The sequence below is a fragment of the Dolichospermum sp. UHCC 0315A genome, assembly GCF_008121535.1.
Taxonomy (GTDB): domain Bacteria; phylum Cyanobacteriota; class Cyanobacteriia; order Cyanobacteriales; family Nostocaceae; genus Dolichospermum; species Dolichospermum lemmermannii.
Window position 1 is genome coordinate 3,668,338 of record NZ_CP043056.1, and the last position, 26,059, is coordinate 3,694,396.

General features: G+C 44.1%; 18 protein-coding genes. 10 read left to right on the forward strand and 8 right to left on the reverse strand.

Features of this window, described 5'->3' with window-relative positions; genetic code table 11:
• Positions 1 to 74: 74 nt before the first annotated feature.
• Together BMF77_RS17575 and BMF77_RS17580 are read left to right on the forward strand one after the other, a co-directional pair.
• On the forward strand, positions 75 to 416 hold the full coding sequence (locus BMF77_RS17575; protein ID WP_148764590.1) for a type II toxin-antitoxin system RelE/ParE family toxin: 342 nt from the start codon (positions 75 to 77) through the stop codon (positions 414 to 416).
• The gene (locus BMF77_RS17580; RefSeq protein ID WP_148764592.1) at positions 406 to 1,521 is read left to right on the forward strand and encodes a helix-turn-helix domain-containing protein; all 1,116 of its coding nucleotides are present in this window, start codon (positions 406 to 408) and stop codon (positions 1,519 to 1,521) included. Before BMF77_RS17575 ends, BMF77_RS17580 begins: the two co-directional genes overlap by 11 nt.
• A 6-nt stretch (positions 1,522 to 1,527) precedes the next feature.
• On the opposite strand, the gene BMF77_RS17585 is transcribed toward BMF77_RS17580, so the two are convergent.
• Entirely contained in the window at positions 1,528 to 1,956 is a 429-nt protein-coding gene (locus tag BMF77_RS17585; protein WP_148764594.1) for a hypothetical protein, read from the reverse strand.
• Between the two features lie 138 nt (positions 1,957 to 2,094).
• On the opposite strand from BMF77_RS17585, the gene psbQ reads away from it, so the two are divergent.
• From psbQ to BMF77_RS17610, 5 genes are all read left to right on the forward strand, one after another.
• Positions 2,095 to 2,547 carry a photosystem II protein PsbQ gene (gene psbQ / locus BMF77_RS17590; protein WP_148764596.1) on the forward strand — a complete coding sequence of 151 codons (453 nt, stop codon included), beginning with the start codon at positions 2,095 to 2,097 and terminating at the stop codon, positions 2,545 to 2,547.
• A 651-nt stretch (positions 2,548 to 3,198) separates the two neighbouring features.
• Positions 3,199 to 4,356: an FAD-binding oxidoreductase gene (locus BMF77_RS17595; RefSeq protein ID WP_148764598.1), complete on the forward strand. Its 1,158-nt coding sequence runs from the start codon at positions 3,199 to 3,201 to the stop codon at positions 4,354 to 4,356.
• Positions 4,357 to 4,455: 99 nt separating this feature from the next.
• Complete coding sequence (locus BMF77_RS17600) at positions 4,456 to 5,046, forward strand: IS607 family transposase (protein WP_148764600.1); 591 nt, start codon at positions 4,456 to 4,458, stop codon at positions 5,044 to 5,046.
• 171 nt (positions 5,047 to 5,217) lie between these two features.
• A complete protein-coding gene (locus tag BMF77_RS17605; protein WP_246862941.1) occupies positions 5,218 to 6,588 on the forward strand; it encodes an addiction module component in 1,371 nt (456 codons plus the stop codon).
• A 122-nt stretch (positions 6,589 to 6,710) separates the two neighbouring features.
• Positions 6,711 to 7,055, forward strand: coding sequence for a hypothetical protein (locus BMF77_RS17610; protein WP_246862949.1), 345 nt, complete (start codon positions 6,711 to 6,713; stop codon positions 7,053 to 7,055).
• Between the two features lie 161 nt (positions 7,056 to 7,216).
• Here BMF77_RS17610 and BMF77_RS17615 read toward each other — a convergent pair whose 3' ends face one another.
• The 5 genes from BMF77_RS17615 to rpsT all read right to left on the reverse strand — a co-directional run bounded on the left by BMF77_RS17615 (position 7,217) and on the right by rpsT (position 18,904).
• Positions 7,217 to 11,395 carry a DNA-directed RNA polymerase subunit beta'' gene (locus BMF77_RS17615; RefSeq protein WP_148764604.1) on the reverse strand — a complete coding sequence of 1,393 codons (4,179 nt, stop codon included), beginning with the start codon at positions 11,393 to 11,395 and terminating at the stop codon, positions 7,217 to 7,219.
• A gap of 160 nt (positions 11,396 to 11,555) precedes the next feature.
• Entirely contained in the window at positions 11,556 to 13,448 is a 1,893-nt protein-coding gene (locus BMF77_RS17620) for a DNA-directed RNA polymerase subunit gamma (RefSeq protein WP_015083024.1), read from the reverse strand.
• 202 nt (positions 13,449 to 13,650) lie between these two features.
• On the reverse strand, positions 13,651 to 16,989 hold the full coding sequence (gene rpoB / locus BMF77_RS17625) for a DNA-directed RNA polymerase subunit beta (RefSeq protein WP_015083023.1): 3,339 nt from the start codon (positions 16,987 to 16,989) through the stop codon (positions 13,651 to 13,653).
• Positions 16,990 to 17,716: 727 nt separating this feature from the next.
• Positions 17,717 to 18,502 (reverse strand): TatD family hydrolase, encoded by a 786-nt coding sequence (locus tag BMF77_RS17630; RefSeq protein WP_148764606.1) that lies wholly within the window; start codon positions 18,500 to 18,502, stop codon positions 17,717 to 17,719.
• Positions 18,503 to 18,616: 114 nt separating this feature from the next.
• The gene (rpsT, locus tag BMF77_RS17635; protein ID WP_015083021.1) at positions 18,617 to 18,904 is read right to left on the reverse strand and encodes a 30S ribosomal protein S20; all 288 of its coding nucleotides are present in this window, start codon (positions 18,902 to 18,904) and stop codon (positions 18,617 to 18,619) included.
• A gap of 644 nt (positions 18,905 to 19,548) precedes the next feature.
• Here rpsT and hisD point away from each other — a divergent pair.
• Positions 19,549 to 20,844 carry a histidinol dehydrogenase gene (gene hisD / locus BMF77_RS17645; RefSeq protein WP_148764608.1) on the forward strand — a complete coding sequence of 432 codons (1,296 nt, stop codon included), beginning with the start codon at positions 19,549 to 19,551 and terminating at the stop codon, positions 20,842 to 20,844.
• 99 nt (positions 20,845 to 20,943) lie between these two features.
• Positions 20,944 to 22,113 carry a homocysteine biosynthesis protein gene (locus tag BMF77_RS17650; RefSeq protein ID WP_148764610.1) on the forward strand — a complete coding sequence of 390 codons (1,170 nt, stop codon included), beginning with the start codon at positions 20,944 to 20,946 and terminating at the stop codon, positions 22,111 to 22,113.
• A 97-nt stretch (positions 22,114 to 22,210) separates the two neighbouring features.
• On the opposite strand, the gene BMF77_RS17655 is transcribed toward BMF77_RS17650, so the two are convergent.
• Together BMF77_RS17655 and BMF77_RS17660 are read right to left on the reverse strand one after the other, a co-directional pair.
• On the reverse strand, positions 22,211 to 23,206 hold the full coding sequence (locus BMF77_RS17655) for a hypothetical protein (protein WP_148764612.1): 996 nt from the start codon (positions 23,204 to 23,206) through the stop codon (positions 22,211 to 22,213).
• 315 nt (positions 23,207 to 23,521) lie between these two features.
• Positions 23,522 to 24,775 carry an RNA-guided endonuclease TnpB family protein gene (locus tag BMF77_RS17660; RefSeq protein ID WP_148764614.1) on the reverse strand — a complete coding sequence of 418 codons (1,254 nt, stop codon included), beginning with the start codon at positions 24,773 to 24,775 and terminating at the stop codon, positions 23,522 to 23,524.
• Between the two features lie 267 nt (positions 24,776 to 25,042).
• Here BMF77_RS17660 and BMF77_RS17665 point away from each other — a divergent pair, with 267 nt between their 5' ends.
• Positions 25,043 to 25,963 (forward strand): lipopolysaccharide assembly protein LapB, encoded by a 921-nt coding sequence (locus tag BMF77_RS17665; protein ID WP_148764616.1) that lies wholly within the window; start codon positions 25,043 to 25,045, stop codon positions 25,961 to 25,963.
• The last annotated feature ends 96 nt before the right edge of the window (positions 25,964 to 26,059 follow it).

Below are 26,059 nucleotides of genomic sequence, written 5' to 3' on the forward strand. Positions count from 1 at the left end.
CTGCCATTTTTGCATTTAGATCCTAAAATATATTTAACCTTTGAGGTTAACAATATTTATAGAACCGTGATAGAATGGATATTGTATTCGAGAGTAGCAAGTTTGAAGAAGAGTGCAATAACCAACGGCTTTTAGTGAAAAATCATGGTGCAGATAGAGCTAAACGTATCAGAAAACGGCTAGATCATTTGCGTTACTATGCCAACGTGCTTGAAGATATGCGAAATCTCCCCGGACGTTGCCACGAATTAATTCATGATCGAGCAGGTCAATTAGCACTCGATTTGGATCATCCATATCGGCTTATATTTGAGCCAGCAGATGAATCAATTCCTACCAAATCAGATGGTGGTCTCGACTGGAATCAAGTAACTGCCGTGAGAATAATCGGCGTGGAGAATTATCATGGAAAGTAAGATCCAAAATCGGTACAATCCAGATTACGTTTCTCCTCCGGGGGATACCCTTTTGGAAGTTCTGGAAGATAGGGATATGACCCAAGCAGAACTAGCGGAACGGACAGGAAGACCAAAAAAAACAATTAATGAAATTATTAAGGGTAAAGCTGCAATTACGCCAGAAACAGCATTACAGCTAGAACTAGTATTCAATATTCCAGCTAGTTTTTGGAACAATCACGAACGACGTTACCGCGAGTTTTTAGCACAACAGGAAGAAAAAAAGCGTTTAGCACAACAAGTACCCTGGCTGAAAGAAATTCCTGTGACAGCCATGATTAAATCTGGCTGGATTCGCCGCTGTGAGGATAAAGTGGAGCAACTGCGGGAACTGCTAAATTTTTTCGCAGTCGCCTCCCCTGAACAATGGGAGGGTATATGGTTGAATAATCATATAGAGTTTCGTAAATCTCAAGCATTTCAAAGCGACGCTGGAGCTATATCTGCTTGGTTACGTCGTGGAGAAATAGAAGCATCTAAAATTGCTTGCGCTCCCTACAATGCAACCAATTTTAGGGAAGCATTGCGAAAAATCCGTGCTTTAACTGTGGAACTACCAGAAATCTTCCAACCAAAAGTAGTACAGTTGTGTGCAGAAGCTGGTGTTGCTGTGGTTTTTGTGCCAGAACTTCCGAAAACACGAACTAGTGGTGCAACTCATTGGTTGAATGCTGACAAAGCACTCATTCAACTCAGTTTGCGGTATAAAACTGATGATCATTTGTGGTTTACATTCTTCCACGAAGCCGGTCACATTTTACTACATGGGAAGCGGGATTTCTTTCTTGAGGGAACAGGTGTTGTCTCTGTTGAGGCTCAAGAAAAAGAGAACGAAGCGAACAAATTCTCTGCGGATATACTCATTCCTCCTAGAGATTTGCAACGATTTCTGACATCAATCCCACAAATTAGTAAAGCAAATATTATTGAGTTTGCTAATGAGATTGGTATTGCACCGGGAATTGTTGTTGGTAGACTTCAACATGATCAAGTTTTACCTTCTAGCCACTGTAATGATTTAAAGCAAAGGTGGGAATGGGTAGTAGATGAGCAGAAAAGCTAATTATTTTTACTGACTCCGTTGATTAAACACCTCTAAAATTTGCCGACAAACCTGTTTAAGCTTTTCCCCAACAACAGCCGAGGGTGTGGAATCACCAACAAAACTCCAAGTTTCAACGGTAGAAAGTCGCCAAACTTCCCCACTGTGATCAAATCCAGCAGCTTCGACACCAATGGCGCGACGGTGATTATTGATAGGATCTTGATAAAATCGGATTTGAATTAAAATACTGCGACAGCGCCAAGATTTGCTGATACCAGGAAAGTGAAAACCAATGTCTATGGAATCTGGATCTACTAATTCTCTGGTTTCTGGGTCATTGTGCCAGGGTTTAAGATCGGATTTGACATCAGGAAATTCATATTTAAATAAATTGACTACTGTAGCAATTTTGCTGGCAAATTCTAGGTTTGTGGCTTGTTCGGCTGCGTTCACTCAATAATACTCCTCTATTCGCTTGGTCTGTGGGGAAGATCAAGACAGAAAAACCTAAGTTAATTGTAACGGTTCATTACATAGCGATCTAAAATAACACTGTTAATCTGTAAACAAATAAAAAATTAATTTTCATCTATGGTGCGTCAACGTTCTATTTTTTCACTGATTTTTGGATTATTGGCCACATTTTTGATTAGTTGTGGTAGTCCTACTGTTGCTACTGTACCACCATCTTATACAGCAGCGGAAGTTGCCAAAATTCAGGAATATGTTCCCGGAATTCAGATGGTGCGCGATCGCTCTTCAGAACTGAAAAACCTCATTTCTAAGGGTGAATGGGTGAAAGTGGGTAATTTTATCCACGGACCAATGACAGAAGCTAGGTTAAATATGACTTATATCATTCCTAATCTAGCCAAACAAAACCAAGCCAAAGCTCGACAAATCAGCAAAGATTTGTTGAATGACTTAGTAAGAATTGATCAAGCTGCTACTGCGAGCAATACTAGCCTAGCTGCGAGTAAATACAAGGAAGCTTTTACAGATATTGACAAATTCTTAGAACTAGTTCCTGAAAAGAGTAGCTAAGAGAGGAGTCACCGAGTCAGGAGTCACCGAGTCAGGAGGAAGAAAGAAGAAGAAAGAAATTTCTCCCCTGTTCCCTGTTCCCTGCTTCATTTCGAGTCTTGAATCACAAAATGCTAGGGTGATGGAGTGATAGGGTGGAAAAGAAGACTTTTGATTCTTCACCTCTGACTCCTAGCAAAAACCGTCAGTAACCCAGCCCTGAAGGGACTGAGCTTGCAAGAGTAATCAAACAAGCTGTACTGACCAGACCACCCTGAGCTTAGTCTCATGGTAGCCGTTATTTGAGTCACGACACCTGGGAATGCGAAGCTAGTTCCCCGCTCTGTCGCTTGTGATTAAACAGTTCTAAGGTCACTGGAACAGTGTTGCAAGCTCAAGCAAGCTCTTATAACTGGTCGTTCGCGCCAGCGTGCCGGAGGCATCTAGCTAACATTACCCCAGAAATGGGAGGCTCTTTGGAGCAAAACATTATGCGTACAGAGTTGGGAATTTTGAATCGGTAATTGTCCCGTTGAAAGTACATCACAAGAGTACCCCGAATTTCCCAACTCCAAGGCGGTAATGAAAAAATATTCAAGGTGGTTAAAACCGCTCGTGTCGCTTTCCTCTCAGCACTGAAGTGTCTGAGTTTCCCACTTACCGGGTATTCTTATGAATATAGTAATTATCGGCTGTGGTGTGGTTGGGGCGGCGATCGCCTATGAACTCAGCCAAGTTAAAGGTTTAAACATCACCGTTTTCGAGCAAAAACAACCTGCACAAGGTTCTACCAGCGCTGCCCTCGGTGTTTTAATGGGCATAATTAGCAGTAAAACCAAGGGTATTGCTTGGCGAATGCGACAAAATAGCATCCAACGCTATGAAACTTTGATTCCTGAATTAGAAGGGATTACAGGGCGAAAAATCCCTTGTAACCGTCAAGGAATCGTGATGCTATTGTCAGAAAATTTAGAACACCCCTTAGAAAGTGGGGTTGAGGTGCTTTCAGAATGGGAACAACTGCGGGAAATTCGTCAATCTCAAGATTGGGAATTGCAAGTTTGGGATCAAAAACAACTGCAAAAATATTGTCCCCAAGTTAGTGATCCGCAAATTATTGGTGCTGTCTATTCTCCCCAAGATTTACAACTAAATGCCACAGCTTTAACTTTAGCCTTAGTAGATGCAGCCCAACGCAATGGTGTAAAGTTCAAATTTGGTGTATCTGTGACGGGAACAGAAACCCCACCTCCACCACCCCCAACTCCTTTACACATCAAAAAAGGATTGGGAGAACCACATAAATGTAATTTTATTGAAACTACAGAGGGCGAAGTTACCGCTGATTGGTTTATCATGTCTGCGGGTTTAGGTTCAACGGCCTTAACTGCACAATTAGATCAAATGGTGAATATCCGTCCGGTGCTGGGACAAGCTTTATATTTAAGTTTAGGACGGACTTTAGGAAATCCTGATTTTCAACCGGTGATTACTGGTAATGATGTGCATATTGTACCAATGGGAAATGGTGATTATTGGATAGGAGCAACGGTAGAATTTCCTGATGATGAAGATCAAATATCTCCAAGTCAAGAATTATTGGATGCTGTCAGACAACAAGCGATCGCATTTATCCCAGATTTAGCCGCAGCTAAGGTTCTCCGCACTTGGTCAGGATTGCGCCCTCGTCCCGAAGGCAGACCAGCGCCAGTAATTGATAAGTTACCGGGTTTTACGAACGTTCTCCTGGCTACGGGACACTATCGCAATGGTGTTTTACTCGCACCAGCCACAGCCACAGCGATTCGGCAAATGATCGTACCCCAATAAGAATAAGATCCCCGATTTCTTAAAGAGGTCGGGGCGAAGCCAAACTCTCTAATCTCAAAATAACGTAGTATACTGGGGTTAATCGTATTTAACCGAAAGATGAAATACCTAACCCCAGAACAAGTTTACAAACAATTTGGCTATCACCCTAAGACAACGGCAGAATGGGCTGACTTAGGGAAAATAGAATGTATCCGTTCCCCTGGGGGACATCGGAGATATCCAGAGTCAGCATTCATCAAAACAGTCTCAATGGATAAAGAGAGGGTTCTTTATGCCCGTGTCAGCACAAAAACCCAGTTGTTAGACCTTGACACACAAATAGATTTTTTAGGTAAAACTTACCCAGGATGCCGGGTCGTTAAGGATGTTGCCAGTGGCATGAACTGGAAGCGGAAAAACTTTCTTAAATTAATGACTCAAGTTGCAGAGAATCAAATCTCTGAAATTGTCGTGGGACACAAGGACAGGTTATGCAGATTTGGCTTTGAGTTCGTTGAGTGGTTTTGCAACCTTCACGGCTGCAAAATTGTTGTGGTAAACAATGCCAAACTATCACCGCACGAAGAGTTAATGCAGGATTTTATGGCTATCATGCACTGCTTTTCCTCCAAACTTTACTTCCTTAGGGCTTACAAGGAAAAGATAGCCGAAGAGCAAAATATTCATGAAATAAATAGTAGTCAATAAGTAAGTCGGCCCAATAAAATCGATATATGTTTAGTTTTGTAAAAACCGTGAAACACCCTATTTATAAGGTATTCGTTAATTTATATTTCGTTACATAGATTGATTTTTTAACGCCGACCTACTTACGAGTCAATGGGTGTATAGTAGTAAAAGACGTAGCAAACCAAGTCCATGAAACTCAAAGCAAAGAATCAGTTAACCGTTACGAGAATCGCTATTTTAGGGACTGAAAAACTAAATAATTGGAAATCTAACGAACTTGATTTAATCGCTTTGAGTTTAGGTAAACTACGCTCTGACTTGTGGAATGAGTTCGGGTCGTTAAAGGCTTGGGGCGTTTCTAAATTTGAGATTGACAAACAGCTACGCACCTTAAAAGACAAATACAAATTACCTGCTAAGTTATGGGAAGCAACTCTCTATGACGTAATTGATGATATTCACTTGGTTCAGGCTGCTTGTGTCGAAAAGGTGATGAAATCTTTGGGTCAATCGTTCCAGTCGTTCCAGGCTAAAAAAGGAGTTTTGCAACTTACCTTAGAAAGTCGGGAATGGTTGGAACATCCCAAACTTTGCACCTTAGTTAGAAAGTTTTGGTATCGAGGACACACGAAAGTTTGTAACCAAATTATTGTAAAGGCTTATGATACTAAAACAGATGATAAAGGTGTGGTGTGGTTGCGTTTTGGAGGTGTAACTCCATGTAAAACTCTCAAACTACCAACGACTTTACCAACAGAAATAAAGTGTCAAATAAGGCTAATTAAGCGTAATGGCAGATGGGAAATTCATTACACAACTGATATCCAAAAAGCTGAAAAAAAGACCGATGGTAAAATAATTGGATGTGATAGAGGTTACACCGAAGTTTATGCCACATCTTCTAATGATGGTGCTAGATTTTTAGGTAATGATTTTGGTAAAATCCAAACTCAAGAAACCGATTACAGAACAGCGAAACAAGTAAAACGTAATAAAATCAGGTCAGTTTTTAACAAGTCTACAGCTAAAGGAAACAGTGCCAAGGCTGATAGAATTAAACGAAATAATCTTGGTAAAATCAAGTGGGACAATCGGGAAAGATCCTTTAAAGGTAGGATTCAAACAATCGTTTTTACAGCTACGCATGACTTGATGACAGATGCGATCAAGGTAGCTTTTGAAGATTTGACGGAGCAAATAACAGGCAAAAAGCCCATGAGAAAGCGTATGAAGAGAAATGTTTCTTCATGGTGCAAGGGGATAGTTGCGGATGCCCTCAAACAAGTTTCAACCCGTGTAGGTTGCACGGTTGTTAGTGTGAATTGTGCGTATACGTCACAACTTGACTCCAGATTTAGTACCTTAACGGGTAGTAGAAATGGTGACAAGTTTACCGGACATGATGGGGTCGTGATGCACTCAGATACTAACGCTGCTGACAACGTTCTAGCAAGAATGAGTGACGTTGAAATCACTCGTTATATGAAACATTCCGATGTAAAAGTAATCTTGCTAGAACGAACTCAGAAGTTTCACCGATTCCCTAATAGTGGAAACTGAAGCGGAAACGGGCATGGATAAGCCCCAGACTCTAGAACCTAAAAGCTCTCCTTACGAGTAAGGTCAATCAGAGAGCGAATTATAAGCAATTGACGTTGTTTGACCTTGTTTAACTACGTTATTTGTGTATCCCAGTTCATCAGTACCCATTACCCATTACCGTAGGGGGAGTAGGGGGAGTAGGGGAAGTAGGGGAAGTAGGGGAAGTAGGGGAAGTAGGGGAAGTAGGGGAAGTAGGGGAAGTAGGGGGAGTAGGGGGAGTAGGGGAAGTAGGGGAAGTAGGGGGAGTAGGGGAAGTAGGGGGAGTAGGGGAGAAATTTCTTCCTTCTTCCTTCTTCCTTCTTCCTTCTTCCTTCTTCCTTCTTCCTTCTTCCCTACCTCCCGTACCTCCCGTACCTCCCCTACCTCCCCTACCTCTTCTTCCTCCTGAACTCCTGACTCCTGAACTCCTGACTCCTTCCTTCTGATAGCGAAGCGTGGCGTTAGCCATACTCCTGAACCATTACCTGATGACTAGTACACTGCGGCGCAAATCAACCAACAATTAAAAATTCCACAAAAAGCTTGTGTAATCTGCTTTTTTAATTTTTAATTGTTAATTTTTAATTCCGCTGTGCGGTACTAGATTTTATTCATCATCAAAGTCTTCATCATCTTCCTCATCTTCATCTTCCTCAAAATCTTCATCATCTTCAACAACAATATCGCTAATTTCATCAGCAATTAAATCATCATCATCATCTAAAATCAGTCTTTCCCCTATCTTGCTACCAAAAGCACCATCTCCCATTCCCGGTGCATCCAAATTATAGAGTTTCGCTGTCCGGTCATCTAACACCATGTCCAATGGGTCATCAACCTCATCCAGCACCCCACTACCCGGCTCTATCACGTAATCATCAATCACCCCCGCTTCCTCATAGGTGTTGTACCCAGTCCCAGCGGGAATCAAGCGCCCAATGATCACGTTTTCCTTGAGTCCGCGCAGCCAATCCGATTTACCCTCAATGGCAGCTTCCGTTAATACCCGCGTGGTTTCCTGGAACGAAGCCGCAGAGATGAAACTGTCAGTATTCAACGATGCCTTGGTAATCCCCAGCAGCATGGGAGTATATTCCGCTCTAGCCCCACCAGTAATGGACATCGCCTCATTCACCTGCTCCACCTGCCGCAATTCCACCAACTCACCCGGTAGCATAGTTGTGTCCCCACCGTCATCAATCCGCACCTTATTGGTCATTTGGCGGACAATCACCTCGATGTGTTTGTCAGAGATCTCAATCCCTTGGGACTGATACACCATCTGCACCTCATTCACCAAAAAGGTCTGCACCTTCTGCAACGCATGACTCGCACAAGCATAGACACCATCCTCTGACCCCAAGCTGAAGAATATCTCCAAAATTTCATGGGGATTAGAAGGGCCATCAGTCATTGGTTGTCCAGCCACAATCTGCGCCCCGTCAGGAACAATCAAATTCTGCCCCGGTCCGAGGGGATAGTCCGTCACTGTCCCATTGGCTTCCACAATCTTAATAGAATAGGCCTCACGAGTAACAGATGTCACCTCATCCCCATCCCCATAGACAATCTTCACTTCCCCTGGACGACGCGCCAAAATGCAGCCTTCCTTGGGTTTGCGGGCTTCTAGCAGTTCCTCAATCCGGGGCAAACCTTGGATAATGTCCCCAGTCTTGGCTCGTTCAAACACCAACAACACTAAGTTGTCACCCCGTTGCACCAAATCCCCATCTTCGACCTGTAGCACTGCCCCAGGACTGACTCGGTAAGGACGACCAACGCGGAGAGTAATAGAGTGGGCTGAATTGTCCTTTGTCAGCGATGCACTGAGCTTGTCGAAGTGTTGTCCGTTGTCCGTTTTTTTATCACTGACCCCTTCGGGGTTCGTCAGTCGCTCATGGGGGAAACCCCCAAGACCGCGCTGACTCACCACTGACGACTGACCACTGACGACTTCCATCACCTGACCCGATTCAGCGGCGAATATGCCCGGAGCAATTTCGCTGCCTTCCACTACCAAATCTCCCTTCTTGATATTCGGCAGCACATTCGTACCTATAGTTACCAAATCATTGGGACGCAACACCAAACAACGGCGCACCGTTTCCGCCCCCTGCTGCACACCGCGAACAATTCCCCCTTCCTTACACAATATCTTCGTCCGTGCTACCACAGCCCCCGGTTCAATGGTGTCACCGTCCGCAACTTCCAAATTAGTCTCTGTGCTGCCTTGGGTCGCATCCGCTGTAATGTCGCGCCGCACTACCAAAGACTCCAAAATCACCAACTGTAACCGCTGAATTTCCTCATTTTCAGCATCAGTAATCAATTCAATGTCCGCAGCCAAAGGCGAAGCCCCGTGTTCTCCCTCCGTCTCCTGCTCAATCTCCAATACTATCTGTGTCCGCAGCAGTTCCACACCCTCCACCGACTTCACCCGCTCTGAATCCTTATAAGGAATCCTTTGCACCGCTCGTAACTGAATGGAACGCCCTGTATCCTGACTCACCGTCGTTGTCGCTGGGACATCAGGGTGGGTTGGCACAGCAAATTCTACCACCGGACGACTCAGCAATGCCGGACCTTCGGGAGTCTCCACGTACTGGATATACCGCAACTCCGTCGCCACCATTCCTTGCAATTCTTCACCGGGCTGCAAAAATGTATTGTCATGGGCGATCGCAGTTTCCGGATCATCTACCATCAACAACTCACCCGGTTTCACCACCACTTCTCGCAAAATGTCATTCTTTTGGGTAACTTCTACCACCCCACCGGTTTGACAGAAAATGTCTTTGACCACTTCCGTTCCCGCTTCCACATACTGGCCATCCTCAACCAGCAGCAAGGAAATATCCTTGTTCACTTCATGGGTTTCTTCCGGTATCCACAGCAGCGTTCCCCCCTGCACCACCTCATAGCCCAATTTGGCTTTCCCTTTCTTCTGTACTTCCACTTGGGCAAATTTCAATAAGCCCCCGGTGGTCGTCCGGTACTGGTCATCAATCAACTCCGCCACTACCTGACCATTCTGCACCTTGGTCCCTGGAGTCGCCCGCAAATTAAATACCTGATTATTCGTGGTTGTAATCAAGTAGCTATTCCGCCCTTGGGAACTCTGGACGGTAATCGCTGCCTGATCCAATACCACAGAAGCGGTAATAATCTCGATTTCCCGCGTCCCTTTACCGGGAATGGCTTCTGGTAATCGCACCACGCCTCCATGTACTGTTGTCAGCTTGGTTTGCGCCAATACTCCATTAGTTGCGATCGCATCCCCATTCTTGACAATCAACTCCGCCCCTGGCAGCAAGTTATATACGTCCCCCGATAGAATCCAAATCAAACCGCCTCTAGAAGCAGTAGTAGTGGTATTCCCCTGGCGGTCAGTCTTTGGTTCTGCCACCAGATCCGCAAATTTCACCTCACCAGCCAAGTCAGAAGCTACGTCTTTCACGGCTTTTTCTGTATTGGTTCTGGTGGTTCTACCTCCCAGCGCTACCTCAGCCACCAAATGCTCTGCCAATACCTGCTGACCATTGTGAATATATAGAGTTGAACCCTGGGTAACAGCAATTTCCTGGCTTTCCCCCGTTCCCGACTTCTTATCGCCCTCAATCGTCAAGGTCCCGTTGGCTTCCACATACAGGGCATCTTCACCATGACGAGTGCGATAGGGACGGGTTTGCAATTTGCGAGGAATCTTCACTGTTCCTGCCACCTTAGACCGCACCTGTTGGGCAACTTCCCCGGTGAATACGCCTCCAGTGTGGAATGTCCGCATGGTCAACTGCGTCCCTGGTTCGCCAATACTTTGGGCGGCAATAATCCCCACAGCTTCACCCAAATCTACCATCTTGGCATGGGCTAAACTCCAACCGTAGCAATGCTGACACACTGACCGGGCAGCTTCACAGGTCAAGGGACTGCGGACTGTTACCTTTTGGACTCCGGATTTTTGGATAGCGATCGCTAAATCATCATCAATGGGCGTATTCCGCAGGGCAATGATTTCCCCTGTGACGGGATGCACCACGTCCTCACCCACAACCCGACCCATCAACCGCGTCGCTAGTTTAATTAAGATTTTATTCCCTTCGACCATTGCCCCAATGGTTAAGCCCTTATTTGTGCCACAGTCAAACTCTCGCACAATCACGTCCTGGGACACATCCACCAACCGCCGGGTCAAGTACCCAGAGTCAGCAGTCCGCAGCGCCGTATCCACCAGCCCCTTCCGCGCTCCATAACTAGAAATAATATATTCTGTAACTGTCAAACCTTCTCGGAAGTTGGTTTTAATTGGTAAATCAATAATTTCCCCCTGGGGATCTGCCATTAGTCCCCGCATCCCCACCAACTGCCGCACCTGGGAAATATTCCCCCGCGCCCCGGAAAAGGCCATCATATACACGGAGTTGAGGGGATCTGTTTTCTGGAAATGCACCACCACCTCATCCTTGAGTGCTTCTGAGGTACTGTTCCAAGTATCAATTACTTTCTGAAAACGTTCAACTTCAGTAATTTCCCCCCGTTGATAGCGTTCCTCCGTTACTAGAATTTCCATCTCTGCTGCTTCCAGCATCTCTTTCTTAGCCGGAGGAATCATCAAATCATCCACACTAATAGATACTCCGGCTCTGGTAGCATAGCGAAAACCCAATTCCTTGAGTTTATCGGCCATTACTGCCGTCCGCGCTGTTCCATAATGAGTAAAAGACCAAGAAATCAGGTCTCTCAACTTAGCTTTGTTTACTACCAGATTCCGAAAAACTGCTTTAGTCATAAGTCACTTCGTTCCAATTAAAAATTACAAATTAATAATTAAAAATTAAGAGAAGAAGAAATTAAAAACAAAAGAAGTTTTTCAATTAAAAATTATCAATTTTCAATTTCCAAAGTTATTTCTTTCATTTTTAATTTTTAATTCTCAATTTTTAATTTCCCTAAGCATCTATCGCTTCCTGAATTGCCTGGTTATAAATTGCTCGTCCTGGAGTCGTATAAATATACTGAGAAATCAAATTCCCTTCCCCATCTTCCCGCACCCGGCGGAACTTATAAATCAGAGTCCGACTCATCAGCCTGCCCTTAGCGTCTTTGTCCTCAATTACCTCCACAGGTTCAGTATCCGGTTCACCCGAATCAATTTCCCCATCAAAACGCACATAAATATAGGCATGAAGCTCTACCTGTTTCGCCTCATAGGCCATAATTACATCATCCAAAGAGGAGAAATACTTACCCGCCCCCTTGGTTGCCTTGGGGTTTTCCGCTGTCAAATAATATGCTCCCAACACCATATCTTGGCTAGGAGTCACAATCGGTTTGCCCGTTGCTGGTGACAAAATATTATTAGAAGCCAGCATCAACAGCCGGGCTTCAGCTTGACTCTCCAAGGACAAGGGAACATGAACCGCCATTTGGTCACCGTCAAAGTCAGCATTAAAGGCGGGACAGACTAAAGGATGGAGTTGAATGGCTCTCCCTTCTACCAAAATCGGTTCAAAGGCCTGAATCCCCAATCGGTGCAACGTTGGCGCTCGGTTTAGCATCACTGGATGCCCCTCAATCACTTCCTGCAACACATCCCAAACACTGGCATCATTGCGAGAAATCAGCTTTTTCGCTGCCTTGATATTGTTCACCATGCCGGAACGAATCAGACGATTGATCACAAAGGGCTGAAACAACTCAATGGCCATTTCTCTGGGTAGACCGCACTGGTGAATCTTCAGATTCGGACCGACCACAATTACCGACCGTCCCGAATAGTCCACCCGTTTACCCAGCAGGTTTTGGCGGAAACGTCCTTGTTTTCCCTCAATAATATCGGACAAGGATTTCAGCGGACGGTTATTAGCCCCCACCACAGTCCGTCCCCGCCGACCATTGTCAATCAAGGCATCCACAGCCTCTTGCAGCATCCGTTTCTCGTTGCGGACAATAATCTCCGGCGCGAGAATTTCCTGAAGTCTAGCCAAACGGTTGTTGCGATTAATCACCCGGCGGTACAAATCATTTAAATCGCTGGTGGCAAATCTGCCTCCATCTAGCTGCACCATGGGGCGCAAATCTGGGGGAATGACGGGAATAATTTCCATCACCATCCATTCTGGCTGAGAACCGGTAGCGATGAAATTATCAATTACCCGCAGCCGTTTAATTAATTTTGCCCGTTTCTGACCCTTGGCCTTTTCGATTTCATCCCGCAGGGTTTCCGCTTCTTGCTCCAAATTAATATCTGCCAACAGCCGCAACAGAGCTTCAGCGCCAATGCCAACTTCCACACCCTCTAACTGGGAATCTTCGCTGTAGATAGCATCTTCAATTTCTAACCATTGGTCTTCGCTCAACAGTTGTTTGTAACTGAGAGTATCAGCGTTGCCCGGTGCTAAAACGCAGTAGGAGTTGAAATAAACAATCTGCTCCACATCCCGCAACGGCATATCTAGGAGAATAGCAATATAGCTAGGAATCCCTTTGAGATACCAAACATGAGCCACAGGGGCTGCCAACTTAATAAAACCCATCCTGTGGCGACGGACGCGGGACTCTGTAACTTCTACACCACAGCGCTCGCAGACAATCCCTCTATGGCGCACCCGTTTGTACTTACCACAATGGCATTCCCAATCCTTAGCTGGTCCAAAGATGCGCTCGCAAAACAAACCATCCATTTCTGGTTTGAGGGTGCGGTAATTAATAGTTTCTGGCTTGGTAACTTCACCTACAAGTTGTCCATTGGGTAAAGTCCGTTCACCCCATTGACGGATGCGTTCTGGTGAAGCTATGCCAATTTTTACGTAGTCAAATTGATTAGTTTGGGGGGATCTCATGAGAATTAAAAATGAAAAATTAAAAATTAAAAAAGGAGAACAAAACAATTAAAAATTGAGAATTAAAAATTAAAAATGAAGAGCGAAAAACCTCTTAAATTTTTAATTTATAATTTTTAATAAACAATTAAAAATTGAGAATTAAAAATGAAGAGCGAAAAACCTCTTAAATTTTTAATTTTTAATTGATAATTTTTAATTGTTACTCTTCCCCTTCCAGAGACTCACGAGAGAGTGACTCATAAGTCGGTCTAGGAGGTGTGCGCCGGGCAGCTTGGTCTGCCATTAGGTCTACTTCCACATCTAGGGAACTACCATCTGCTTGGGTTTCCACCTTATGCACGGCAATATCCAAACCCAAAGATTGCAACTCACGCATCAATACTTTGAAAGATTCAGGAGTACCAGGACGGGGAATAGCCTTACCCTTGACAATGGCATTGAGGGCTTCATTCCGTCCTTGCATATCATCGGATTTGACAGTTAACAATTCTTGCAAAGTATAAGCAGCGCCGAAAGCCTCCAACGCCCAAACTTCCATTTCTCCAAATCTTTGCCCACCCTGTTGAGCCTTACCGCCCAAAGGTTGCTGAGTCACCAGAGAATAGGGTCCAGTGGAACGGGCGTGAATTTTGTCATCAACCAAATGCACCAGCTTGAGCATATAGGCCACACCGACGGTAATAGCCCGGTCAAATGGTTCACCAGTGCGACCATCATAGACCATGATTTTACCGGCATTGTCGGGGTTATAGATCCAGTCTTTAGTGGTTTCGTCTCTGGCTTCTTGGAGTTTGCCGTGAACTAGCCGCCGGGAAGTTTCTTCGCCATACATTTCATCGAAGGGAGTAATCTTGAACCTGACTCCCAAATTATGACCTGCCCAACCCAGTAAACATTCAAACACCTGACCCACATTCATCCGGCTGGGGACACCCAAGGGATTGAGAACAATATCCACGGGTGAACCGTCAGCTAAGTAGGGCATATCTTCAGCAGCCAGAATCCGGGAAATAATCCCCTTGTTGCCATGTCTCCCTGCCATTTTGTCGCCCACTTGGATTTTGCGCTTTTGAGCCACATAAACCCGGACTACCATATTTGCTCCCGGTGGCAGTTCATCACCTTGTTCACGGGTGAACAACCGGACATCAACTACCCGACCTTTTTCACCATTGGGAACTCGCAGGGAGTTGTCGCGGACATCACGGGCTTTTTCACCAAAGATAGCGCGGAGGAGTTTTTCTTCGGGGGGTTGGTCAGATTCACCCTTGGGAGTAACTTTTCCCACGAGAATATCCCCAGCATCTACCCACGCCCCAATGCGGATAATACCTTGTTCATCCAATTGTCTGAGGGCATCTTCACCAACGTTGGGAATTTCTCTGGTGATTTCTTCGGGTCCGAGTTTGGTTTGTCTGGCTTCGATTTCGTATTTTTCGATGTGAATGGAAGTATAGACATCTTCCTGTACCAGGCGCTCGGAAATGAGAATTGCATCCTCGTAGTTGTATCCCTCCCAGGGCATATAGGCGACAACTATATTTTGTCCTAGCGCCAGTTCTCCCCCTTCTGTGGAAGAACCATCTGCCAATACTTGACCGGCTACGACTTTTTCGCCAATTCTCACCAATGGTTTTTGGTTTAAACAGGTGTCTTGGTTGGAACGTTGATATTTGGAAAGTTTGTATTTAAGTTCTTGGCCTTTTTCAATAACTTGGCTACCGCTGGCTGCGGACAACTGACCACTGGCGCGGACACGAATTTCTGTGGCATCAACATAGACCACATCGCCATCGGTGCGGGAAACTATGACCATGCCGGAGTCTCTGGCGGCTTGGGCTTCCAAACCGGTTCCCACCAAGGGGCGTTCTGGTCTTAGTAGGGGTACAGCTTGGCGCTGCATATTAGAACCCATCAGTGCTCGGTTAGCGTCGTCATGTTCCAAGAAGGGAATCATGCTGGTGGCTACTGAGACAATCTGCACTGGAGAAACTGCCACATAATCCACCTGTTCGGGTCCGGTGGTTGTCCAGTCTTGGCGATAGCGCACTGGCACGTGGGGTCCTTTGATGTAACCATTTTCATCCAGGGGAACGTCACCTGTGGCTGTCCGCAGGTCGTCTTCTTCGTCTGCTGTCATGTAAACAGGCAGCACATCAAAGAGGACTTTGCCATTTTCTACTGGTCGGAAGGGTGTTTCTAGAAAACCATAGAGGTTAACGCGGGCATGGGTGGCTAATGAACCGATGAGTCCGGCATTTGGTCCTTCTGGTGTTTCAATGGGGCAAATCCGTCCGTAGTGACTGGGGTGAATATCTCGAACTGCAAACCCGGCTCTTTCTCTGGTCAAACCACCTGGTCCCAAGGCACTGAGGCGGCGTTTATGGGTCAATTCTGCCAAGGGATTAGTTTGATCCATGAATTGACTGAGTTGGCTCGAACCAAAGAATTCTTTGATAGCTGCTACTAAGGGTTTGGGGTTAACTAGAGATGCGGGAGTGAGAGATTCGGCATCGGATACGGTCATCCGTTCTCGAATAATTCTTTCTAAGCGATTTAACCCTACTCTGACTTGATTTTGCAGTAATTCCCCAACGCTTCTGACTCGGCGATTTCCGAGGTGGTCAATGTCATCAATACTACCGATATCGTATTCTAGATTTATGAGGTAATCAATGGCGGCTAAGATGTCCCCAGGGGTGAGGACGCGCATGGTGTCGGGGGCGGAAAGACGAAGTTTTTTGTTGAGTTTATAACGTCCAACTTTACCCAGGTCATAGCGTTTAGGATCAAAGAAGCGGGAGTCTAAAAGCTGTTGTCCACCTAAAACTGTGGGCGGTTCACCGGGACGAAGTTTCCGATATAATTCCATTAGGGCTTCTTCTTCGGAAAATTGCCCTTCTTTTTCGATGGTTTTTTGGAAGTATTCTGGATGGCGCAGTGCATCAAATATCTCGTTATCTGATAATCCCAGGGCTTTCAACAGTACCTGGGCTGACAGTTTCCGGGTTTTGTCTATCCGTACCCAAACTAAGTCATTACGATCTGTTTCAAATTTCAGCCATGCCCCCCGGTTCGGAATTAAGCTGGCAGAATAAGTCCGTCGTCCGTTTTTATCAATTTCTGATTTATAGTAAACTCCAGGCGATCGCACAATTTGATTGACAATGACGCGTTCAGCACCGTTGATAATAAATGTGCCTCTATCTGTCATCAATGGCAAATCGCCAATAAATACTTCTTGTTCTTTAATGTCTCCTGTTTCTTTGTTTAGCAACCGGGTGGGGACATACATTTGCACTGCATAAGTGCTATCTCTCCGCTTGGATTCTTCAACACTGTATTTAGGTTCTTTAAGTTTATAGTTATTGCCTAAAAAGTGCAGTTCTAGTTTGCCAGTGTAGTCTGTAATTGGACTAAAGGAGTTCAGTTCTTCGATTAGCCCTTCTTCTAGAAACCAGCGAAAACTAGAACGCTGAATTTCAATCAAGTCGGGTAATAGAAAGGCGGATTCCATGTATTTATCGTCGTTAGTCATGCCTTTACCTTTATCAACCTGGTTAAACTTTCAAAGAGGTATTGGTGGAGTTCTGCCATGAAGGCTTTTCTGCATAAAATATGAATTGGTGAGTGTTGAAGTCTATTTACTTGGTAACAGCCTGCTCCACCGACAATTTAGCTGATAGCGTGGCGTTGGCTATAAGATTTTTTTTACTTCACACTTCTTCATACTTCACCCCTCACACCTTATGCCTGATACTTTATCCTTGCTGTAAGATCCCCAAACTGGGAGTTCCGCAAGAGTCGAATTCGATAGCGCAATATGGCATCAGAGCCTGCACTATGGATTTGATATGGATATGATTGTCTGGACTAGACAATTATTTTTAACGATTTTCTTTATTGTTTGATATATTGAAGGATTGCTGTTTTCAGGTTTCAAGTTTTTTTTAGTCAACCTAGGTTGCCACGGTTTGTTATCTATTGAGAGCATCCGTTTGTAGAGATTTAAGTGGATGGGCAGACAATTTTGGATTTTAGATTGGGGTTGTTGCGATTGATCAAGCTGGCTAAAACCACAAATTCCCAAACTGGCTAATATCATTTTGATAACAGCACAAATTGAGTTTTAGGAGTTATTATCCTTCCTTTACCATTATGGCTTAACCTAAATGTTTTAGAGGGAATAATTCTAGCACATTTTCATTCAATAGAAGTATCTTCTTGATGAAATCAGCGCTAATTCTTTTGGACTTGATGCTGATCTACAACGCTAGACCAAATAATCTACAGGCATTTTGGGTGGTTTTCTGGGCAATTTCCTCTATTGTTTCTTCTCGTAGTTTTGCTAATTGCTCCGCTACATAGCGAACATTGGCGGGTTCATTCCGCTTTTCGCCACGTTTGGGAACGGGTGACAGAAATGGACAATCTGTTTCTATCAGTAAGCGATCGCTATTCACCATTGCGGCAGACTCTTGAATAGTTTTAGCATTCTTGAATGTCACTGTGCCGCTAAAGCTAATATAGAAACCTAAATCTAGAAACCATTGAGTTTCTTCTGGTGTCCCTCCCCAGCAGTGCATGACACCCCGTACCCTTTCCCCATGCCAATTCCGCCATTTTTGCAATACATCCCTGACTGCTGGTGCAGCATCACGACAATGGATGATCACTGGTAAATTCAGTTCACAAGCGATCGCTAATTGTGATGCAAATACCTCATGCTGAAGCTCATAATTATCTGCTTTGTAGAAATCCAACCCCATTTCCCCAATGGCTACCACTTGAGAATGAGAACTGGCTAAAGACTTGATTTGGGCGGCTGTTTGGTCATCCCATTTATGAGCATCCAGAGGATGCAGCCCCACAGCAAAGCTAAGTTCAGGAAACTGCTCGGCTATGCGCCTAATGCTCGCAAATTCCTGGGGGTGAACACAGGAGTGGACTAATCGGACTACTCCTGCTTCTTGCCACCGAGTGCGAACGGCTGCTAAATCTGGCTGGAAAGTGTCAAAGTTAATGTGTACGTGGGTATCTATAAGTTGCATAGCTTATCATTAATCAATGGTCAGTGGTGAGTTAGCGCGGTCTTGAAGGTTTCCCCAATGAACAAATGACTAACCCCGGAGAGGGTGAGTTGTCAACAAACCACTGACTATTGACTAAGCAGTAAGGGTTTTGTGTTTACGAGCTAAACTTGACTTTTTTCTAGCTCCATTGTTGGCATGAAGCACACCAGCCTTTACAGCTTTATCAATTTTGCTGTAAGCTTCGGACATTCTCGTTTCCACTTCCTGCTTGAGTTCTGTTGTCGGGTTGGCAGCACAAGCTTCCACAGAACTAAAGTATTTCTTCATCAGCGTTTTAACTGCTGATTTATAAGCTTTGTTACGCAGTCGGTTTCGTTCTCCGATTTGAGCGCGTTTAAGAGCAGATTTTGTATTCGCCACAGTAATTCCAAAAAAGACTATTAATTATGTACACACACTACTAGGTTTAATAAATATAGCATTATTTTTGCTGATGTGATAATTTTTGAAAAAAAATATTTTATTTGGGCGTAAAAGCTGATGCTTACGGCTAAAAAAATAGATTAGAATGGTTTACTGACAAGGAAAACAGACCAGTTACCTCAATTCAGACAGAGGGAATATTAAATTTCTGGGGTTCCTTTTAGGAACTACGGTCAGAAACGGTAAGTTCTACCGAGATTGCCTGTGGAGCGGAAAAACCTCTTAGAAGCCATTCTAAGACCGTGATGAAGCAGGAAGTAAACACTAAGGTTATCGCTGTCCAGATGTGTCTAGACTTTGGTAATTTTGGGTAAGTTTTATAGAACGGTTGTCCGAGTTTTATAAAGTAGTATCAGAAAAAATCCAGGTTAAGCTAGAGAAGAGAATCATATCCAGCTTTAGACCCTAACACCGCAGAGCGGAAGTCAAAAGTCAAAAATCAAAGGTCAAAAAGCTTATATGTTAGGCTTTTTAGCTATTTTGAATGGTTTTTCTACTGACGCAATGTTGTAGTAGCAAGTAAAAAGCCCAAATGGTTCTTAAAATCAAAATATTGTAAAATTTGGCATTGTCATTACTCCATGCTGCGAATTATTACTCAGCAGGCAGACGTTAAATCAGAACTGCAACGGATCTGCGATCGCACCCAGGATGAACAGGTACTTCATAAAGAAGCAACAGTCCGCGAAGTGTTGCAAGCGGTGAAGCGCCAAGGTGACAAAGCTGTACTACATTATACAGCGGAATTTGATCACCAAATCCTCAAACCAGAAGAACTCAAAGTAACAGGCTCAGAACTGGATGCAGCTTACCAACAGGTATCCAAGGATTTACTCCAGGCGATTCGCCTCGCTTGCCAAAAAATAGAAGCTTTTCACCGTCAGCGAGTTCCCAAAAGCTGGGTACAGTTTGGTGATGATCAAGTAGTTTTAGGCAAACGCTATACCCCCGTAGACCGAGCAGGTTTATATATCCCAGGCGGTCGGGCTTGTTACCCCAGTACAGTGTTAATGAACGCCATTCCGGCAAAAGTGGCTGGTGTCCCTCGTGTGGTGATGGTGACACCTGCTAGAGGCGGTAAAATGGTGAATCCTGCGGTTTTGGTAGCGGCCCAAGAAGCAGGAGTTCAGGAAATTTACCGTGTGGGTGGCGCTCAAGCTATCGCGGCTTTAGCCTATGGCACAGAAACCATTCCCAAGGTTAATGTCATTACAGGACCAGGGAATATTTATGTCACCTTGGCGAAAAAGTTGGTTTACGGAACGGTGGGAATTGATTCTTTAGCAGGTCCGAGCGAAGTGCTGGTAATTGCTGATGAAACAGCTAATCCTGCCTATGTAGCGGCTGACTTGTTAGCTCAAGCAGAACATGATCCTATGGCGGCCGCAATTTTGCTGACAACAGATGCGGGGTTGGCAAAAAAAGTACAAATGGCGGTGGAAAGACAATTGGTGGATCACCCACGGCGGATAGATACGGAAAAAGCGATCGCCCATTATGGTTTAATCGTCGTGGTGGAATCCCTGGAAGCCGCCGCCGAACTTGCCAACGAGTTTGCACCAGAACACTTAGAATTAGAAGTTGCTGATCCTTGGGCTTTAATGAACCAAATTCGCCATGCTGGGGCAATTTTCCTGGGTAGTTCCACACCTGAAGCTGTAGGAGACTATTTAGCCGGTCCTAACCATACCTTACCTACTTCCGGTGCCGCCCGTTATGCTTCAGCTTTAGGGGTAGAAACATTTTTAAAACACTCAAGTATTATCCAATACTCACAAACTGCTTTGGAAAAAGTGGCATCTGCCATTGACATCTTAGCCACTACAGAGGGTTTACCTTCTCATGCTGATTCCGTTAAACTCAGGGTAGAGGATTGACACTCTGAGGTTGAAAATACGGTCTTAAAAATGACTCCCCCGTAAGCAGGCTATCGTCAACGCCCCCAGTGTACCGATAGTCCTTCAAATAAATTTAAAATGCGAACAATTGCGGAAATTAATGAGAAAATCACCCGAAAACGGGCGGTAGTCTGGACTGCTGAAGAGTTAAAAGCCCGAGTTGCGGAAATTGGTGTTAGTAAAGCTGCCAAAGAAGTAGATGTAATTACCACTGGCACATTTGAACCAATGGAATCAAGTGGTGCAATTATTAACTTAGGACATACTGACCCACCCATTAAAATTCGGCGTTGCTGGTTAGATGGAGTCCCGGCTTATGCGGGTTTTGGGGCTGTGGATTTATACTTAGGTGCTAGTTGTCCAGTTGACTCTCTGGATGGGGAAGACGTGCGGGAACGTGGTGGTGGTCATGTGATTGAGGATTTAATTGCCGGTAAATCTATCCAAGTTCGCGCTGTGGGACAAGTTACCGATTGCTACCCTAGAGCCACATTTGAAACCACCGTTACCCGTGACACTATCAATCAGTTTTATTTATTTAATCCGCGCAATCTTTATCAAAATTTTATTGTTGGTGTGAATGGAGGCGATCGCCCACTACATACCTATCTAGGACCATTGCAACCCCGCTTAGGAAATGCGGTTTATTCTAACCCCGGTTCGCTTTCCCCCCTCCTGAATGACCCCGATTTACAACTTGTAGGAATTGGGACAAAGATTTTTTTGGCTGGGGGTGTTGGTTATGTGGCTTGGGAAGGGACACAACATTTTCCCTTGCAAAAGCGGTTAGAAAATCGCACACCTATTGGACCTTCGGCAACTTTGGCGTTAATTGGTGATGCTAAACAAATGGATGCGCGATGGATACGAGGCTGTTATTTTAAAAGCTATGGACCATCTTTAATGATGGGTGTGGGTGTACCATTGCCAGTTTTAAATGCTGGTGTGGTAGAACGCTGTGCTGTGCAAGACAAGGATTTAGTAGCACCAATTGTAGATTTTTCGATTCCTCGTCGTGTCCGTCCTACCTTCGGTTTAGTGAGTTACGCACAACTTAAATCTGGACGCATCACTATTGAAGGCAGGACGGTACGAGTAGCTTCTTTAGCCAGTTTGTTTCTTTCCCGACAAGTAGCCCAAGAGTTGAAACAGTGGATTAAAGAAGGGATATTTACTCTAACTGAACCAGTAGCCCCAATTCCTATGGAACGTTCTTTTTTACCCCAAGACCGTTGGACGGAGTTTTAAGATTGGGGACTGGGGACTGGGGACTGGGGACTGGGGACTGGGTAATAGTTTTTATCAATTACCAATCACCAATCACCAATTACCAATCACCAATTACCTATTCCCCAGCAGGTTTAGGCTTTTTAACTGGCATAGGAGTGGGGGCTTTTGGTATGGGTTTGGTGATGACGGTGGGATCACCTGCTGTCTTTTTAATGGGACGTGGGGCATCTCCATTGCCATTGCGTCTGGGAGGGAATGGCCTTCTATCACCACCACCACCACCACCACCACCACCACCACGAGGCGCTCCTTTGAACGGTGGTCGGCGTTTTTTGGGTAAATCAGCGATCGCTTCGGCATTAACTACTACTAATGCGTCATTTTCCCGTTTAACATTGAAGTCCCAGAACTTACCTACAGCTTTGGTAGTTAATACGCCCTTGAGTTTCAACTTAAAATATTTAGCTTTATCAGTAGGTTTACGGGGAGCTTGTTTGATTTTCACAACCAAACTCTTTTCGTCAAAAGACTGGTAAACTACCTCACCACGCACAGAAAAGCCACCATCAGGAACTGCTGATGAGGGTTTTGGATGAATGCTTAACGCTACGCTACCGTTATTAGAAACTGCTGTCGAATCTGTACCAGCTTCATCTAGTTCATATTTGGCCAGATTTTCTGGTTCCCAAACACCAACAATTTGCAGGTGCAATGCGTCATTTTCTTGTCTAGTGCGGGGATAAACTACCCATAGATGTTCTGTTTCTAGGTCTAAGTGATTTTTGACTAAACTCATAATCCGACCTAAGAGGACGGCATTAAGTTCAACCCCATCTTTTGTGATTAGTGTTCCCTGGGTGAACTGTTCATCACTAGCATGGTAACATCCGCGAATTAACCCAATAGCTCGGTATTGAGTCGGTTCACTGGGAGGTGGAATTGGTTGTTCTCGATTAGGCAAATGCCCATTAGAGTCAGTCAGGGATTTTTCCAGTTTAGAGGATTGGTCTGCTAATGTATTAGCATTAACAGGGGATTCAATCTCTTTTATGCCTTGGTTAGAGGCTGTTAAATTTGCGGATTCAGAAGACGGCATCAGGTCGGAATTCATAAAAACTCCTTGCGGCACAAGACATACCCCATTGTGGGATTTAATAAAAACAAAGGAAAAGAGCAAGTGTGTGACTGATCAAAGTATATTTCTTTTTAATCTGGTCACTCCCTTGATGCTCTGTACGAAAATCAAAACGCCAGATATCACATTTATACACTAAATGTGTAATTTAGCGTCCTTAATCCAGTTATGGCTTACGCCAAGCTACGCTATCGGAAGCATAGCATAGCGATAATTCGGACGGATCTTCCTAAAGTCATCACTTACTTTAGCAGGATAGATAGATATTTATTTGTTTTGACACTCCCCGGTCTAAAGACATGGGGATTCTACATTCATAGTCAAAACTTGCTCAACCAGGCTTACACCAAGCAGAGTAGCGGTTTCAACTCCTGTAGCGTTAATTCGGGGATGCCCTCCCCTAGTTTCGACAGTTCGGCAAGGCTCACTGACCACTTCGCTCAACTCCCGATTTTTTGCGAGATTAAGAATATTAACTGCGGCGTTTGTATCTCTATGCAATTCGCATCCACAACTACAATTATGGGTACGAGTTGATAGAGATTTTTTGACAATTACGCCACAGCTAGAACACTTTTGAGAAGTATAATGTGGTGCTACAGCTATAGTAATTTTGTCAAATTTAACAGCAAAATATTCAATCCATTGCCGGAACAAATACCAACTAGCATCACTAATTGATTTTGCTAGACAATGATTTTTTACCATGTTTGAAACCCTTAAATCTTCATAGGCCACTAAGTCGTTAGACTTGCATACGTTACGCGCTATTTTTTTAGCGTGTTCAATCCGTTGCCTACTTACTTTTAAGTGTTTTTTAGCGTAAAGTTTTCTAGCTTTTTTTCTACAACTAGAACCTTTGACTTTTTTGTAAATCCGTCTTTGAGAATGTTTGATTGATTTTTCAGCCTTTCTCAAAAACTGAGGATTGGGTTCATGATGTCCATTAGAATCGGTGTAAAACGACTCAATACCAACGTCCAACCCGATTTCATTACCTGTTTTTGGTTGAATATCTACAACATCAATACCAATACAAAACTGAGCATAATATCCATCAGCACGACGGATTAAACGCACTCGTTTAATGTCTTTAAGTTCGTAGGATTGAATATCCCATTTACCTAATAATTTGAGTTCACCAATCCCTTTTTTATCGGTAAAAGTAATCCGTCGCTTAGTTTTGTGTAATTTCCATCCTGATGTTTTATATTCAACAGAACGGCAATCCTTTTGAAAACGTGGATATCCTTTCTTTCCAGACTTTTTAGATTTACAGTTGTCGTAAAACCTTGATATAGCAAACCACCCTCTTTCTGCGGCTGATTGTACTGCCATTGAGTTTAATTCAGCAGCAAAGGTAAAGTCTGAGCGGAGTTCTGTTGAATACTTATTCAGGGCAAACTTATCAATTTTTAGCTCGCGTGGTGCATCCATCCAATATCTAATCGCTTTATTGCGAATGAATTGGGTGGTACGAATGGCATCATCTATGGCGTTGTATTGATGTTGTTTACCTTTAACTTTGTATTCTAGGACTAGCATTGATTCAATTTTGAACAATCAATTTGATTTGGTTTCAGCCTGCATTTATTATACAATATATACAAAATGTCAGTGCAGGATAAATCCTGTAACTAGCCTTCATCCCGCAGCTGTTGCACAGGTGTGTCCTCCTGAGTCGGACACGCCTTCAAGGGTTTTCGGCATTCTCCTTATAAAATTCACAGACAAATGACCGTATTCCGCAAAGTTTTGGAAATTTTTAACTTTGCAATTTATCTCATTCCCATTTAGGAGCAGAATAATATTGTGTCTGAATCGCGTAATCGCTGGATAGTCCGAGTAGTTTTAGCTTTCGCTGTTGTTGCTTTTTTGGGTGTTTCTATTATGCCCATCATTACAGCGGTTAATAAACCCCAATCATCTCCACAAAATCAGCCCACTGCTGACCCTAAAATATCTTCATCGGAGCAAAAGTCAAAACTGGAAGATCAAGTTCGGGGTTATGAATTAGTTTTACAAAAAGATGCAGAAAATCAAACTGCACTCAAGGGACTTTTGCAAGCGCGTTTAGGTTTGTTGAGTCAAAAAAGCCAAGGGGAAGTTAAACCAGCGGATATTCAAGCTGTGATTGAACCTTTAGAAAAACTCGCTAAACTCAATCCCCAGCAGTCAGAGTATGGAGTTTTACTGGCACAAGCTAAACAACAAATTGGTGATAAGGAGGGGGCTGCCCAAACTTATCGCTCTATTTTAACTACAAAACCGGGCGATTTGAAAGCTTTGCAGGGCATGGTGAATTTGCAATTAAGCGAAAAGCGTCCAGAAGCAGCTATTGGCTTATTACAAGAAAGTTTAGCTGCTGCGACTCAAGCTAATACTATTCAGCCGGGTAGTGTGGATGTGGTTGCTGTGCAGGTGCTTTTAGGTAGTGTCTACGCTTTTCAAAAGAATGATAATAAAGCTATCTCTGCTTATGATGAAGCAATTAAGAAAGATGCTCAAGATTTTCGCCCCGTTTTAGCAAAGGCAATGCTGTTTAAGGAACAGGGGAAGCTTGATAAAGCAAAACCTTTATTTGATAGTGCCACAGCTTTAGCACCGGCTCAGTATAAGGATGAAATAAATAAAGCCGCAGCTTCTAATCCTACTCCTACGGCATCACCTACGCCTTCATCCACAGAATCACCTACGGCATCACCTACGGCATCACCTACGGCTACTCCGTAAGGTGTAGGGAGGAGAGGTAAACTGATAGAAGTCTCTGAGTTTTTTAGCAATAAAATAGGAGTTGAGCAAAAAATAATTCAACTCCTGATCAATAAA

Excerpts from the sequence above, each read along its gene's own strand:
- BMF77_RS17575 (WP_148764590.1), top strand. The coding sequence starts at position 75 with ATGGATATTGTATTCGAGAGTAGCAAGTTTGAAGAAGAGTGCAATAAC.
- BMF77_RS17580 (WP_148764592.1), top strand. The coding sequence starts at position 406 with ATGGAAAGTAAGATCCAAAATCGGTACAATCCAGATTACGTTTCTCCT.
- psbQ (WP_148764596.1), top strand. The coding sequence starts at position 2,095 with ATGGTGCGTCAACGTTCTATTTTTTCACTGATTTTTGGATTATTGGCC.
- BMF77_RS17595 (WP_148764598.1), top strand. The coding sequence starts at position 3,199 with ATGAATATAGTAATTATCGGCTGTGGTGTGGTTGGGGCGGCGATCGCC.
- BMF77_RS17600 (WP_148764600.1), top strand. The coding sequence starts at position 4,456 with ATGAAATACCTAACCCCAGAACAAGTTTACAAACAATTTGGCTATCAC.
- BMF77_RS17605 (WP_246862941.1), top strand. The coding sequence starts at position 5,218 with ATGAAACTCAAAGCAAAGAATCAGTTAACCGTTACGAGAATCGCTATT.
- BMF77_RS17615 (WP_148764604.1), bottom strand. The coding sequence starts at position 11,395 with ATGACTAAAGCAGTTTTTCGGAATCTGGTAGTAAACAAAGCTAAGTTG.
- BMF77_RS17620 (WP_015083024.1), bottom strand. The coding sequence starts at position 13,448 with ATGAGATCCCCCCAAACTAATCAATTTGACTACGTAAAAATTGGCATA.
- rpoB (WP_015083023.1), bottom strand. The coding sequence starts at position 16,989 with ATGACTAACGACGATAAATACATGGAATCCGCCTTTCTATTACCCGAC.
- BMF77_RS17630 (WP_148764606.1), bottom strand. The coding sequence starts at position 18,502 with ATGCAACTTATAGATACCCACGTACACATTAACTTTGACACTTTCCAG.
- hisD (WP_148764608.1), top strand. The coding sequence starts at position 19,549 with ATGCTGCGAATTATTACTCAGCAGGCAGACGTTAAATCAGAACTGCAA.
- BMF77_RS17650 (WP_148764610.1), top strand. The coding sequence starts at position 20,944 with ATGCGAACAATTGCGGAAATTAATGAGAAAATCACCCGAAAACGGGCG.
- BMF77_RS17655 (WP_148764612.1), bottom strand. The coding sequence starts at position 23,206 with ATGAATTCCGACCTGATGCCGTCTTCTGAATCCGCAAATTTAACAGCC.
- BMF77_RS17660 (WP_148764614.1), bottom strand. The coding sequence starts at position 24,775 with ATGCTAGTCCTAGAATACAAAGTTAAAGGTAAACAACATCAATACAAC.